Here is a 13,631-nt window from a genome sequence, read left to right on the forward strand (position 1 = left end):
GACCCAGCCGTCGGGCTATACCGAGCCGCTGCTCCATAAATATCGGCAGATGAAGAAAGCGGCCTGAGCGGCGGCTGACGACTGGAATCTGCCCCATCCATCATCGTCACCCCGGACTTGATCCGGGGTCCATGACCTAGAGCGCTGCGATGGATCCCCGGATCAGGTCCGGGATGACGAGCAGACGGTAACGACCGGGAGTTGCCGATAGAGATGTGCACCCCGGCGAAAGCCGGGGCCCAGAGCGTAATCGCGCAATGCCAGCCTTCTGACGCCATGCACCCCGGCTTTCGCCGGGGTGCACAAGGGACAGCTCGCCACCCCAAAGCGGCCATCAAACGAGCATGAAAAAGGGCGGCAATCCCTTCGGACGCCGCCCTTGATCCTGTCAGCGAGGAAGCGAAGCTCAGGCTTCGGCCATGTCCTCGTCATACTGCTCCACCGGACCCGAATCCTGGCCCTTGGCATCGACGTCGCGGTCGACGAATTCGATGATCGCCATCGGCGCCGCGTCCGAAGCGCGGATGCCGGCCTTGATCACGCGGGTGTAGCCGCCGTTACGGTCCTTGTAACGCTCGGCCAGGACGTCGAACAGCTTCTTGAGCTGCGTGTCGTCGAGCAGGCGGCTGTTCGCGAGGCGGCGGTTGGCAAGGCCACCGCGCTTGGCGAGCGTGACCAGCTTTTCGATGTAGGGGCGCAGTTCCTTCGCCTTGGCGACGGTCGTCGTGATCTGCTCATGCTTGATGAGCGAAGCCGACATGTTGCGGAACAGTGCGGTACGATGCGCGCTCGTGCGCTGCAGCTTCCGGCCACCCGATTTATGACGCATAATCTTTTCCTTCGTTTGTCAGAGGGGCCGTTCGAGGTACCCCAAGCCAGGTCGATTTGCGGGCCGACCCCTTCCCGTTGTTGGCCCCGGCCGAAGCCGGGGCGCAAGATCAGCCGAGAAGTTCCTGTTCGAGCTTCTTGGCCATTTCTTCGATGTTCTCCGGCGGCCAGCCGGGGATGTCCATGCCGAGGCGCAGGCCCATCGAGGACAGCACTTCCTTGATTTCGTTCAAGGACTTGCGGCCGAAGTTCGGCGTGCGGAGCATTTCGGCTTCGGTCTTCTGGACGAGATCACCGATATAGATGATATTGTCGTTCTTGAGGCAGTTCGCCGAACGGACCGACAGTTCGAGCTCGTCGACCTTCTTGAGAAGGAAGCGGTTGAGCTGGTTGACGTCCGATTCATCGGCGGTGGTCGACGGAGCCGCCATGCCGATGAGGCCGCTGTCGTTCATCGCTTCTTCGAAGTGGACGAAGACCTGGAGCTGGTCCTGGAGGATGCGCGCAGCATAGGCGACGGCGTCTTCCGGGGTGATCGTGCCGTCGGTTTCGACGGTCAGGTTCAGCTTGTCATAGTCCAGTTCCTGGCCGATGCGGGCATTGTCGACCTTGTAGGCGACCTGGCGCACGGGCGAGTAGAGCGAGTCGACCGGGATCAGGCCGATCGGCGCGTCGATCGGACGGTTGGCGGTCGCGGGGACATAGCCCTTGCCGGTGTCGGCAACGAGTTCCATGTTCAGCGTCGCACCGTCGTCGAGGTGGCAGATGACATGGTTCGGGTTCATCACCTTGATGTCGCCCGACACCATGATGTCGCCCGCCTTGACGGTCGCGGGACCCGTCGCCGAAAGCTGGAGCCGCTTCGGGCCTTCGCCTTCCATCTTGAGCGCGATCTGCTTCACGTTGAGGACGATGTCGGTGACGTCTTCGCGCACGCCGGCGAGGCTCGAGAATTCGTGGAGAACATTCTCGATCTTGATCGACGTGATAGCCGCACCCTGGAGCGACGAGAGCAGCACGCGGCGCAGCGCGTTGCCGAGCGTCAGGCCGAAACCGCGCTCAAGCGGCTCGGCAACAAAGGTCGCCTTGCGCTTGCCGTCGCTGCCGGCCTTGATTTCCAGGTTGCTGGGCTTCTTCAATTCCTGCCAGTTCCGGATATTGACAGTCATGGTCTTCCCTTTGCTTTTGGCGGGACGGGTCGGTGGGTCGGCCAACCAGTCCGGCGTAGAGAGGTGGCGGATGCGGCCCCGGACATGGGGCGCATCCGAAGCAGGCGTCAGACGCGGCGGCGCTTGGCCGGGCGGACACCATTGTGCGGGATCGGGGTCACGTCGCGGATCGATGTGATGTGGAAACCGACCGCCTGCAGCGCGCGGAGCGCCGATTCGCGGCCCGCACCCGGGCCCTTGACTTCGACTTCGAGGGTACGGACGCCATGTTCGGCGGCCTTCTTGCCGGCGTCTTCGGCGCACACCTGGGCGGCGTACGGGGTCGACTTGCGGCTGCCCTTGAAGCCCATCATGCCGGCGCTCGACCAGGCAATCGCATTGCCCTGTGCGTCGGTGATGGTGATCATCGTGTTGTTGAAGGTCGCGTTGACGTGGGCGACGCCCGACGAGATGTTCTTGCGTTCGCGCCGACGAAGACGCTGCGGTTCACGAGCCATGAGTAATTCCTAACCTAATCCTGAATGGCCGGTGGCGGGCGGTTCGCCGCTGCCCCGGCAGGGGAAAGAAACAAGGAAGCGCGCGCCCCTTTTGAGAGAGGGGCGGACGCGCTCGACCTTACTTCTTCTTGCCGGCGATCGGCTTGGCCTTGCCCTTGCGGGTGCGCGCATTGGTGTGCGTGCGCTGGCCGCGGACCGGAAGACCCTTGCGATGACGCAGGCCGCGATAGCAGGCGAGGTCCATCAGGCGCTTGATGTTCATCGCGGTGTTGCGACGAAGGTCACCCTCGACCGTGTGGTCGGCGTCGAGCGTTTCGCGGATCTGAAGGATTTCGGCGTCCGAAAGATCCTGGACGCGACGCGTGTGGTCGATGCCCAGCTTGTCGGCGATGTCGACTGCAGTCTTGCGACCGATGCCGTGGATATAGGTGAGCGCGATGATCACGCGCTTGTTGGTGGGCAAATTGACGCCCGCAATACGTGCCATTGGGTACTTTCTCCTGCTCCACAGGACCGGTGGCAATCGGCCCCATCTCAAAGCGTCTGATTTCCAACGCAAAAAACGGACCACGATGCGCGCACGTCGCTTCGCCGTCCGGTCAGGCTGTCGGAATGCAGGCGCAACTAAGGTGAGTCGCCCCGGTTGTCAAGCGAAGTGCGGTGGTTTGAAGCTGCGGATCGCGGCTCAGGATGCGGATGTAAGAGCGACGGCGCGATCATGCAAGCGGTCGACTACCGCGGCATGGATTCCGGGAGCGCAGGCGATGACGCCGAAGGCCTGCGCGCGCGGTGTGTTGAAGACGAGGGGCTGCCCGAAAGCGTCGGTCACGACGGCGCCCGCCTCGGTTGCGATGAGCGCGGCGGCGGCAACATCCCATTCGAAACCCCAGCGCAAGGTAGCGACAAGGTCGGCGCGATCGTCGGCGACGAGCGCCATGCGCAGCGCGATGCTGTTCGGCTTGGTGACGATGACGAGGTCGCTGTCGACCTTGGGCAGTGCATCGGCGGGGACACGCGACCCCGAAAATGTCGTGCGTTGGCTGGCGTGCAGCGTTTCGCCGTTGAGCAGGGCGCCCTGTCCCTTTTGCGCAACCCAGAGTTCGTCGAGTGCGGGGGCATAGAGCACGCCGAGTTCGACCGCGCCATCGACGACGAGCGCGACGGACACACACCAGCCCGGACGACCGCGGATGAAGTCGCGGGTGCCGTCGATCGGGTCGACGCACCACATTGCGCGGCACGACAGGCGCGCGGCGTTGTCGGCGGTCTCTTCGGACAGCCACCCCGCCTCGGGCACCATTGCACCCAGCACGGCCTTCAGCCGCGCGTCGACCGCGAGGTCGACGTCGCTGACCGGATTGTCGTGCGACTTGTTCCAGACGTTGACCGCTTGCCCCTCGCCGCGCCAGCGCGCCATCGCCATGTCGCCGACCTCGCGGGTCGCGGCGATCACGGCTTCGAGGTTGCGGCCGGGCATCAGGTTCTGGCCCTCAGCTGCTCGCGACGGTCATGCCGTCGATGCGCAGCGTCGGCGCGTTGGTGCCGTGGCGGAATTCGAGGTCGTTCGCCGGGACCAGCGCGGCGAACATGTCGATCAGATTGCCCGCGATGGTGAATTCGGCGATCGGCCCGGCGATCTCGCCGTCCTTGATCAGGAAACCCGACGCGCCGCGGCTGTAGTCGCCGGTAACCGGGTTGACGCCATGTCCGATCAGCTCGGTGACATAGACGCCTTCGGCGATGCTCTCCATCAGCGCTGCGGGAGTCACGCTCCCCGCCGCGAGGTTCAGGTTGCTCGCGCCGACGCCCGAGGCACCGCCACCGCGGCTTGCGTGGCCGGTGGGGGGCAGGCCGAGCTGCTTCGCCGACGCCGTGTCGAGCAGCCAGCCGGTGATTTTGCCGCCGGCGACGAGGTTGCGCGCGGCGGTCGGCAGGCCCTCGCCGTCGAAGGCGCGGCTGCGCAGCCCGCGCAGGCGGTGCGGCTCATCGCGGATGACGATGCTGCTGTCGAACAGCATCTGGTCCTCCTTGCCGAGCAAAAAGCTCGTCCCGCGCGCGATGGCCGGCCCCGCGATCGCGCCGAGCAAATGGCCGACGATCCCGTTGCTGACGCGCGGGTCGAGCAGCACGGGAACCTTGCCGTTTGGCGCCTTGCCGGGGTTCAGCCGCGCGACGGCGCGGGTGCCGGCGCGATGGCCGATGTCGGCGGCGCTTTCGAGGTCGGCCAGATGATGCGCGCTGTGCCAGCCATAGTCGCGTTGCATGCTCGCGCCTTCGCCCGCGATGACGCTCGCCGACAGGCTGTGCCCGCTCGACCCGTAACCGCCGGCAAAGCCATGGCTGGTGGCGAGTGCGAAGCGCGTGCGGCTGTGGCTCGCGCTGCCGCCTTCGCTGTTGGTCACGCCCGCAACGGCGCGCGCGGCCTCCTCGGCGGCCAGCGCGGCGGCGCGCAGCGCGGCGGGATCGGCCTCGCTGCCGTCGTCGAGATCGAGGTCGGGAACGGGTCCCCTGAACAGCAACTCTTCGGGCGCGAGGCCCGCGTAGGGATCCTCGGGCGCCTCGCGCGCCATCGCGACGCAGCGTTCGACCAGCTTGGCGAGTTCGCCCGCATCCATGTCGGCGGTCGACACGCTCGCGCTGCGCTGGCCGACGAAGACGCGCAGCGAGATATCCTGCCCCTCGGATCGCTCGACATCCTCGAGCGCGCCGAGCCGCATCGAGACCGAGGTCGCGGCATTGCAATAATAGAGTGCGTCGGCGGCGTCGGCGCCGGCCTTGGTCGCGGCGTCGCACAGCATCTGTGCGCGGTCGAGGGCTTCGGAAACGGTCAGCATGTCCGCGCCCTAACCGGCGCAGAGCAAAGCGTCAAAATCTAAGTCCGATTAGCGGATGATCGCCGCGATCGCGTCGGATGCGGCCACTGCGCCGCTGATCCACAGGAAGGGCAGCGTCAGCGCTGCGACCCAAAGGCGGCGGACGTCGCGGCGGAAGCGTGCGTGCAGGCCCCAGCTGGCGAGCGCCTGACGGCTGAGCCGATACCAGCGCCGTTCGGTCGCGCGGGCGACGGGAAGCGCGAGGACCAGCAGCATGACCAGCGCCACGATGATGAAAGCCGATGGTGCCCCGGCCGCCACGGCGCTCATGACGAGCCAGATCTGCAGGGCGGCAAAAGCGAGGAGTGCGGCGGCGGCGTGCCAGGTCATTCGGCGGCCGAGACTCCGTGCCGGAGGCACGCTGACTGCCGTGCGCCTCCACAGGCGCGGTCCGAATGCTGATGCCATGTTACAGCCCCCTTAGGCTGGCGATTCCCAGAACCGCACGTTTTGCCCCAAAAACTCCCGAGTCAAGACAGCTTGCCAGCGATTCGTTAATTTTTGCGTTCAATTCACCGCAGATTCGCAACCAAATCGCGGCGGACCGCAAAAATGCTGCAAATCTGGCAGTACAGGGCTTGCGGAGCGGGGGAGCGAACCGCCCCGGCTTCAGGGCTTCGGCAGCGTCGGGAGCGGCTCGGCGTCGGCTTCATCGGGAGCCGTCGGCGCGGGGGCGGCCTGACCGCTTGCCTGTCGCTCGAGTTCCTCGGCGGCCTTCTGGCGCTCGGCGAGTGCGCGCTCTTCGGCGACGACGGCGGCTTCGACCTCGTCCGCCGCGGCGTCGATGCCCGCGAGGCGCTTGGCGCGTTCGTCGGCGATCATCGCCTGCCAATCGGTCTTGTCGGTGGCCTTCTTTTCGGCGCGCGCGCTCTCGACGAGCGCCCGGGTACAGCCGGTGAAGCCGCCGAGCCCGGTCGGCGAACAGCTGTCGGTGCCGAAACGGCCGACGCGTTCGACCGCCACGACCTTGTTCGCCCAAGCCTCGTTGCGCACATCGAGCGGATTGCCGCGAAGCATCGGCGGCACGCGATAGCGCTCGGTTTCGGGCAGGCGGTTACACACGACGATTTCGTCGGGGCTGCTCTGCTGGCATTGGTCGTCGCCATAAACGATGACCTGATTGATCTTGTCGACGTCGGTTGGCCCGTCCTGCGCGGCGGCGGGCAGGGCGACGGCGCTGCCGGCGAGGATCAACGCGAACAGGGGCAGGCGGGTCATCGGTTCTTCCTTCAATTTGGCGCGGCATGGCACCGCGACCCTGCATCGGTCATGAACGGTGCGGCAGATGCTATAGTATCAAATACGCTTCGACAGCGCGATGGCTGCACGACAGCCCGCGCGGATCGCGAGGCTGAGAACCGGGTATCCGGGGGCGCTTTCGGCGCCCGCAGCGAGCGCGGCTTCCTTGTGTTCGAGCTCTTCGGCGCGGAAATCGGCCACCGCAGCGCTGAGTTCGGGGTCGCTGTCGCCGAGTTCGTCGAGCTGGTGCTGGTAATGGCGGTCGATCTCGGTCTCGACCGCGGCGGTGCACGCCATCGCGGCGCGCGGGCCCATCGCGGCGGTCACGGCACCCAAGGCAAAGCCCGCGACGTTCCAGAAGGGCTGGAGCGCGGTCGGACGCACGCCGCGCCGCGCGACCATGGCATCGAAGAATTTACGATGCCGCTCTTCCTGCTCGGCCATATGCGCAATCTCGCGCGCCATCGGATGGCGGTCGCCCATCACCGCGAGCTGGCCGGCGTAAATGCGCGTCGCGCCATATTCGCCGGCCTGATCGACGCGGATCATCGAAGCGGTGCGCTTGCCGGGCTTGTTTTGCATCATGTTGCCGATGTGGTCTTCCGGCGCAGCAAGGTCAAGACGAACGCCGCGGCGCCAAGCGAGAAGATCGCATTGAAGCCTGCAAGCGAGATACCGAACAGCGTCCATTGCGCCGTGTCGCAGCGGATCAGCGGCGCGTTCATGATCGCATCGAGGGACACCGGGCCGCCGCCGCCGGTCGCGCAGGTCGTGACGCCTTCCCAGAACCCATATTCGACCCCGGCGTGGAAGATACCGATCGCGCCGCTGATCGCGATCGCGATCGCGGCGAGCAGCGTGAAGGTGCGCATCACGGCATCGTTCCGCCGCATCAGCAGCGCGAAAGCCGCCAGCAGGATCGCGGCCTGATGCGGCCAACGCTGCCAGTAACACATTTCGCACGGGTGGAGGCCAAAGCCATATTGCGACACGAGCGCGCCGCCATAGAGCAGGATCGGCGCCGCGAGCGCGACATAGGGCGCGGCAAGGCGCGATTTCAGCATGGCAGGCGGTCCCTTAGTTGCGCGCGGTCGGCTTGGCGGCGGGTTTCGCCGGGGGCTTGCCGCCTTGCGCCATGCGCGGCGTCGCCGGGCCGATGCGACCGATCGTCTGCAGCGCATAGTGCAGCTGGAAATCCTCGATGCCCTTGGCCTTCAGTTCGGCCGCGGTCGCGGTGAAGCGCGGATCGGCCTTTTCGTCCTTTTCGAGCAGGCCGTTGTCGACCTTCTTTTCGTTGACGAGGTGACGGCGCAGGTCGCTTTCGCGGAACTTCGGACGCGACGCATAGTCGGGATCCGAAATCTGCGGCACGCGGATATCGGGCTCGATCCCGCCTTCCTGCACGCTGCGGCCCGATGGCGTGTAGTAACGCGCCGTGGTCAGGCGGAGCGCGGTGGTGTCGGTCAGCGGCAGCACCGTCTGCACCGATCCCTTGCCGAAGCTGCGTTCGCCCATCACGACCGCGCGGTGCTGGTCCTGCAGCGCGCCCGCGACGATCTCGGACGCGGAGGCCGATCCCGAATCGATCAGGACGACGACCGGCGCGCCGCCGGCGACGTCGCCGGGCTCGGCGAAATAGCGTTCGATATCGCCCTTCTTGCGGCCGCGCTGCGAAACGATCTCGCCGCGTTCGAGGAAGAGGTCGCTGATCCCGACGGCTTCGTCGAGCAGCCCGCCGGGGTTCGAGCGCAGATCGAGGATCCAGCCGCGCGGTTTCTTGCCCAACGACTTTTCGACCGCCATCATCGCGGCGCGCAGGTCGGTGGTCGCATCGGCCGAGAAGCTCGAAACGGTGAGCACGCCGACGTCGCCGCTGACTTCCCATTTGACGGGTTTCAGGTCGATAATCTCGCGCGTCAGCGAAATCTCGATCGGCTTGTCCTGTCCTTCGCGCACGACGGTGACGTCGATCTTGGTGCCGGGCTTGCCGCGCATCTGTTCGACCGCCTCGTCGAGCGTCAGGCCGAAGATCAGTTCCTTGTTGATATGCGTGATATAGTCGCCGGCCTTGATCCCGGCCTTGGCGGCGGGGGTGTCGGCGGTCGGCGCGATCACTTTCACGACGCCGTCTTCCATCGTCACCGAGAGGCCAAGGCCGCCATATTCGCCGTCGGTCTGGGTCCGGAGGTTCGAAAAGCCGCGCGCATCGAGATAGCCCGAATGCGGATCGAGGCTGGCGAGCATGCCGTTGATCGCGCCCTCGATCAGCTTCGAGTCGTCGACCTGTTCGACATAATTCGACTTCACTTCGAGATAGACGTCCATGAAGCGCGTAATTTCTTCCTGCGTCTTCGAATCGACGGTCGCCATCGCGCCGGTCGCAAGCGGGACGAGCGCCAGCGTCGAGAGCGCCGCAGCGCCCTGCCACAAGGCAAAGCGGCGCTTCGGGGACGCGGTGGTCTTGGTCGATTCGGTCATGGGCGTCTTTCAGTCACGCGAGAGCAATCCCGCCTTATACTTCCCGGCACGCCATCCTCCTACGCATTTGTGCGAGCGTCAAGCGCAGCATCCCTTTACGGAACAGCAGCAGAATGGGCGATGAACGCCGTCGATCAGCCAATCATCGCGACAATATCGACCGGGCGCCCGGCGCGGCGGAGCTCGACGGTGATGCGGCTGTCGCCGGACCCGGCACGGCCGATCGGAGTGCCGGCGTCGAGCGTGTCGCCGACCCCGACCGACAAGGCGATCATGCCCGTCAGCAGCGAGACCCAGCCGCCGCCATGGTCGATGATCACGATCTTGCCATAGCCGCGGTAATCGCCCGCAAAACCGACGCGGCCCGGGGCGGGTGCGACGACCTGTCCGCCGGGGCGCGCCGCGATCGTAACGCCGCGCGAGCGCACGCCGCTTTCATTGACCTCGCCAAGACCCGCCACGATCCGCCCGACCACCGGCAGGCGGTACGCGCCCTGCGTCAGCTCGGCTTCGGCGGCGACGGGGGGCGCGGCGGCCGTCAGGCCGGCTTCGGGGTTGCGCGGGCGCGGCAAGGGGCCCGCGAGCTGCGCGAGTTCGGCGCGCACTGCGCTATCGGCCTCAAGCGAATCCATCAGGTCGACGATGTCGCGCGCTTTCTCGCCGAGCCCGAGCGCGCGGTCGGCTTCGAGCTGCGCGCTGCTCATCAGTTCGCGCGAACGCAGCCGCCCCTCATTTTCGAGCCGCGTCAGTGCATCGCGGCGGTGCGCGAGCTGCGCCTTGCTCGCCGCCAACGCTTTCAGCGCCACGGCCTGTTGCCGCCGCGCTGTGTCGAGCAGCGTGAGTTCGCGGCGGACGCCGACGGTGCGGCGCTCGATCACCGGCATCGCTGCGTCGATCACCGCGCGTGCATGCACCATGTCGGTCAGCGATCCTGGCTGCGCGAGGACACTGACGGGCGGCTGCCGGCTCAACTGCTGGAGCGAGGCGGCAAGTTCGAGCAAGGGTTGCTGTTGTTCGGCGAGGCGCGCGCGCCGGGCCGACAGGCGGCGACTGACGAGCGCGACGCGCGCCTCTCCAGCGCTGATATCGGCTTCGGCCGACTGGATACGCGCGGCGAGCGCGGCACTGCGCTTTTTCAGCCGGTCGGCTTCGCTGCTCGCCGCCAGCGCCTGTTTTTCGAGCAGCGCGCTGCGCGCCATCGCCGCTGCCGATTGCTGCTTGGCGTCGATCAGTTGCGTGCGTTCGCGCGCGGCGATCGCCTGCGGATCGAAGATGTCGCTCTGCGCCAGCGCAAGAGCTCCGCCGAAAAGCGTCGTCGCGATCGCCAGCGTCGTCAGCAGCTCCCTCACTGGCGGCCCTCGCGGTGATAGGGATGGCCGGCGACGATGCTGGTCGCGCGCCACAATTGTTCGGCGAGCATCGCGCGCGCCATCAGGTGCGGCCAGGTCGCGCGGCCGAAGGCGATGACCCTGTCGGCGCCCTCGCGCTCCTCGGGGGTGAAGCCGTCGGCGGCGCCGAGGCAGAAGCGCGCCTCGCGTACCCCGCCGTCGCGCCATTTTGCGAGGAGTTTCGCGAATTCCAGCGACGACATCTGGTCGCCGCCCTCGTCGAGCAGGACGGTGCGACTGTTGTCGGCCGCGGCGGGCATGCGGCCGCCCGCATCGGGAAGTTCCGAAATCTTCTGCGCCCAGGTCACGCGCTTCATATAGCGCTCGACCAGCTCGGCCTCGGGCCCGCGCCCGATGCGCCCGCGCGCGATGATGTGCAGCAACATATCCGCCGCCTAACCTTCAGGCGGCGGTCACGTCAATTCGCTGCAGTAACCGGCGGTGCGTCGCCGAACGACCACATGCGCTCGAGGTTGTAGAAGCTACGCACCTCGGGACGGAACAGGTGGACGATGACGTCGCCCGCATCGAGCAGCACCCAATCGGCATTGGGCAAACCTTCGACACGAACCTGGCGGCCCGCTTCCTGCTTGATCCGCTGGGCCAGTTTCTCGGCGATCGCCGAGACATGGCGCGTCGACCGGCCGCTTGCGATCACCATATGGTCGGCGATGCTGCTTTTGCCGGCAAGCGGGATGGAGATGGTTTCCTGGGCCTGGTCCTCGTCCAGCTGGTGGAGGATCAGCGCGTGGAGCACATCCACGCTGGCGTCCGAAGACTTTTGGGCGGATGCGGCGCCATTGGCGGCATCCTGGGTGGCGGAGATCAAATGCGTCCTTTCCTGTTCGAATCCACGAGCCGCGAATGCGTCAGCGGGTCGCGCATGGCGCGGCCTGCATAGCGTTCGAACCAGCGGGGGTTGGCCTGCCGTATTGCAGTTGCGGATCGCACATCGGGCGAAAAACGCAGGAACACGAGGGCAGGCGGTCTCCAGTCCGTCCAGTGAAGTTTCTGGTCCGCGGGCCGGACGAAGCGCCGAAGCCAACCCATCGCCTGCGCGGCATGGGCACGGCCGTTATAGCCCGGACGTGCGACAACCGCAATCGGCATCAGTCGCGCGATCCCCCGCCAGTCGCGCCATTGGGGCAACTGGGCCAGATTGTCGGCGCCCATGATCCAGATGAAGCGCCGGTTGGGGTAGCGCCGGACGAGCTTTTTGAGCGTGTCGATCGTGTAGCGCGTGCCGAGTTCGGTCTCGATCGCGGTCGCGCGAATCGGCGACCGCCGCGCCATCCGCTGCGCCGAACCGAGGCGTGCGGGAAGCGAGGCCATGCCCGCCCTGGGCTTCAGCGGATTGCCCGGCGACACGAGCCACCACAGTTCGTCGAGCCCCAGCGCCTCGATCGCGTTGAGGCTGATCGCGCGATGCCCGCCATGCGCGGGATTGAAGCTGCCGCCGAGGAGGCCGGTGGGGATTTTTCGTGTCAGGGCCGGACCTGTCCCGTGCCGCGCACCTGCCACTTGTACGTCGTCAGCCCCTCCAGCGCAACGGGGCCGCGCGCGTGGAGGCGCCCGGTGGCGATACCGATTTCGGCGCCCAATCCGAATTCGCCGCCGTCGGCGAATTGGGTCGAGGCGTTGTGCATGACGATCGCGCTGTCGACGCCAGTCAGGAAATGTTCGGCGGTGGCGGCATCCTCGGTGACGATCGCGTCGGTGTGGCGGCTCGAATGCGCGTCGATATGCGCGAGTGCCCCGGCAAGCCCGTCAACCATGGCGATCGACACGATCGCGTCGAGATATTCGGTATCCCAATCGGTCGCCGATGCCGTATCGACATGCGGACTGAGTGCCGCGACACCCTTGTCGCCGCGCACTTCGCAGCCCGCCTTGACCAGCGCGTCGACGATCGCGAGCGGCGCTCCGTAGGCGCGATCGATCAGGATCGTCTCGGTCGCGCCGCAGACGCCGGTGCGGCGCATCTTGGCGTTCACGGCGAGTTCGACCGCTTTCGCCGGATCGGCGGCGCCGTCGATATAGAGATGGTTGATCCCGTCGAGATGCGCGAGCACGGGCACGCGCGCCTCGTCCTGCACGCGCGCGACGAGACCCTTGCCGCCGCGCGGAATGATGATGTCGATCAGCCCCTGCGCGCGCAGCATCGCGCCGACCGCTGCGCGGTCCTGCGTCGGCACGAGCTGCACCGCGTCGGCGGGCAGCCCGGCCGCAACCAGACCCGCGGCGAAGGCCGCATGAAGCGCGCGGTTCGAATGCACCGCCTCGCTGCCGCCGCGCAGGATCACGGCATTGCCCGACATCAGTCCGAGCGCCGCGGCGTCGGCGGTCACATTGGGGCGGCTTTCATAGATGATGCCGATCACACCCAGCGGCACGCGCACGCGCTGGAGCACCAGCCCGTTGGGGCGCAGTGTCTCGTCGATGATTCGCCCGACGGGATCGCGCAGATGTGCCACCGCCTCGACCCCGGCCGCCATCGCTTCGAGGCGGGCGGGATCGAGCTTCAATCGGTCAAGCATCGCCGGCGACAGGCCATTCGCAGCACCGCGCGCCATATCTTCGGCATTGGCGGCGAGGATCGTGTCGCGGTCAGCGAGGATCGCGGCGGCTGCGGCCTCGAGGGCAGCGGCCTTTTGCGCACTGGGCGCGCCGGCAAGCACCTGCGCTGCACTGCGCGCCGCCTCGCCCATGGAGCGGATCAGCGATCCGCAATCGATACCCTTCTCGATCATGCCTGCCCGCTAGCACGATCGGCGCGGCTTCGAAATAGCCTCTCCACAGCCTGCCAGGCCGCTGATATCACCGGCGCATGACGGGGGAAATCGAAGCGGCCGGCGACGCGATCACCGGCGGACTGATCGCTCGGGCGGTCGAGGGCGGTGTCGAGGGACATGGCGCGCATGACGGCGTCTGCCTCAATTGCGGGACGAAGCTGGTCGGCGCGCATTGCCATGCCTGCGGTCAACCCGGCCATATCCACCGCTCGCTCGGCGCGATCTGGCACGACATCGCGCACGGCGTGCTCCATTTCGAGGGCAAGATCTGGCGCACGCTCCCGCTGCTCGCCTTCCGCCCCGGCGAGCTGACGCGGCGCTACATCCACGGCGAGCGCATGCGCTTCGTCTCGCCGCTCGCGCTGTT

At 66.8% G+C, this 13,631-nt stretch carries 17 protein-coding genes; 1 reads left to right on the forward strand and 16 read right to left on the reverse strand.

Translation table 11 applies throughout. From position 1 onward, the window contains the following. Positions 1 to 406: 406 nt before the first annotated feature. The 16 genes from rplQ to VGD20_RS11495 form a co-directional block, all read right to left on the reverse strand. Positions 407 to 829, reverse strand: coding sequence for a 50S ribosomal protein L17 (gene rplQ / locus VGD20_RS11420; protein ID WP_331134561.1), 423 nt, complete (start codon positions 827 to 829; stop codon positions 407 to 409). A 109-nt stretch (positions 830 to 938) separates the two neighbouring features. Beyond that, on the reverse strand, positions 939 to 1,997 hold the full coding sequence (locus tag VGD20_RS11425) for a DNA-directed RNA polymerase subunit alpha (RefSeq protein WP_325546039.1): 1,059 nt from the start codon (positions 1,995 to 1,997) through the stop codon (positions 939 to 941). A gap of 107 nt (positions 1,998 to 2,104) precedes the next feature. Beyond that, positions 2,105 to 2,494, reverse strand: a complete 390-nt coding sequence (rpsK, locus tag VGD20_RS11430; protein WP_003040416.1) for a 30S ribosomal protein S11 — start codon at positions 2,492 to 2,494, stop codon at positions 2,105 to 2,107. Between the two features lie 118 nt (positions 2,495 to 2,612). Next, a complete protein-coding gene (rpsM, locus tag VGD20_RS11435) occupies positions 2,613 to 2,981 on the reverse strand; it encodes a 30S ribosomal protein S13 (RefSeq protein ID WP_325546041.1) in 369 nt (122 codons plus the stop codon). Positions 2,982 to 3,179: 198 nt separating this feature from the next. Further along, positions 3,180 to 3,971 (reverse strand): 3'(2'),5'-bisphosphate nucleotidase CysQ, encoded by a 792-nt coding sequence (locus VGD20_RS11440; protein WP_331134562.1) that lies wholly within the window; start codon positions 3,969 to 3,971, stop codon positions 3,180 to 3,182. 13 nt (positions 3,972 to 3,984) lie between these two features. Beyond that, complete coding sequence (locus tag VGD20_RS11445; RefSeq protein WP_331134563.1) at positions 3,985 to 5,328, reverse strand: TldD/PmbA family protein; 1,344 nt, start codon at positions 5,326 to 5,328, stop codon at positions 3,985 to 3,987. 48 nt (positions 5,329 to 5,376) lie between these two features. Then, positions 5,377 to 5,697, reverse strand: a complete 321-nt coding sequence (locus VGD20_RS11450) for a hypothetical protein (protein WP_331134564.1) — start codon at positions 5,695 to 5,697, stop codon at positions 5,377 to 5,379. A 279-nt stretch (positions 5,698 to 5,976) separates the two neighbouring features. Beyond that, positions 5,977 to 6,585, reverse strand: coding sequence for a hypothetical protein (locus VGD20_RS11455; protein WP_331134565.1), 609 nt, complete (start codon positions 6,583 to 6,585; stop codon positions 5,977 to 5,979). 78 nt (positions 6,586 to 6,663) lie between these two features. Next, on the reverse strand, positions 6,664 to 7,191 hold the full coding sequence (locus VGD20_RS11460) for a demethoxyubiquinone hydroxylase family protein (RefSeq protein ID WP_331134566.1): 528 nt from the start codon (positions 7,189 to 7,191) through the stop codon (positions 6,664 to 6,666). Beyond that, entirely contained in the window at positions 7,188 to 7,670 is a 483-nt protein-coding gene (locus tag VGD20_RS11465; protein WP_331134567.1) for a disulfide bond formation protein B, read from the reverse strand. The genes VGD20_RS11460 and VGD20_RS11465 overlap by 4 nt, the downstream gene beginning before the upstream one ends. A 13-nt stretch (positions 7,671 to 7,683) precedes the next feature. After that, on the reverse strand, positions 7,684 to 9,084 hold the full coding sequence (locus tag VGD20_RS11470) for a S41 family peptidase (RefSeq protein ID WP_331134568.1): 1,401 nt from the start codon (positions 9,082 to 9,084) through the stop codon (positions 7,684 to 7,686). A 134-nt stretch (positions 9,085 to 9,218) separates the two neighbouring features. Next, positions 9,219 to 10,433 carry a murein hydrolase activator EnvC family protein gene (locus VGD20_RS11475; RefSeq protein WP_331134569.1) on the reverse strand — a complete coding sequence of 405 codons (1,215 nt, stop codon included), beginning with the start codon at positions 10,431 to 10,433 and terminating at the stop codon, positions 9,219 to 9,221. Further along, on the reverse strand, positions 10,430 to 10,858 hold the full coding sequence (locus tag VGD20_RS11480; RefSeq protein ID WP_331134570.1) for a 23S rRNA (pseudouridine(1915)-N(3))-methyltransferase RlmH: 429 nt from the start codon (positions 10,856 to 10,858) through the stop codon (positions 10,430 to 10,432). The genes VGD20_RS11475 and VGD20_RS11480 overlap by 4 nt, the downstream gene beginning before the upstream one ends. A gap of 32 nt (positions 10,859 to 10,890) precedes the next feature. Then, positions 10,891 to 11,298, reverse strand: coding sequence for a ribosome silencing factor (gene rsfS, locus VGD20_RS11485; RefSeq protein ID WP_414714569.1), 408 nt, complete (start codon positions 11,296 to 11,298; stop codon positions 10,891 to 10,893). Next, positions 11,298 to 11,993: a nicotinate-nucleotide adenylyltransferase gene (locus VGD20_RS11490; protein ID WP_331134572.1), complete on the reverse strand. Its 696-nt coding sequence runs from the start codon at positions 11,991 to 11,993 to the stop codon at positions 11,298 to 11,300. The genes rsfS and VGD20_RS11490 overlap by 1 nt, the downstream gene beginning before the upstream one ends. Then, positions 11,957 to 13,222, reverse strand: coding sequence for a glutamate-5-semialdehyde dehydrogenase (locus VGD20_RS11495; RefSeq protein ID WP_331134573.1), 1,266 nt, complete (start codon positions 13,220 to 13,222; stop codon positions 11,957 to 11,959). Before VGD20_RS11495 ends, VGD20_RS11490 begins: the two co-directional genes overlap by 37 nt. 77 nt (positions 13,223 to 13,299) lie before the next feature. Between VGD20_RS11495 and VGD20_RS11500 the strand changes: the two genes are divergently transcribed. Beyond that, positions 13,300 to 13,631, forward strand: a 332-nt coding sequence (locus VGD20_RS11500; RefSeq protein WP_331134574.1) for a DUF3667 domain-containing protein, incomplete at its 3' end; no start/stop codon positions are given.

The organism is Sphingopyxis sp. (genome assembly GCF_036402335.1).
Lineage (GTDB): Bacteria > Pseudomonadota > Alphaproteobacteria > Sphingomonadales > Sphingomonadaceae > Sphingopyxis.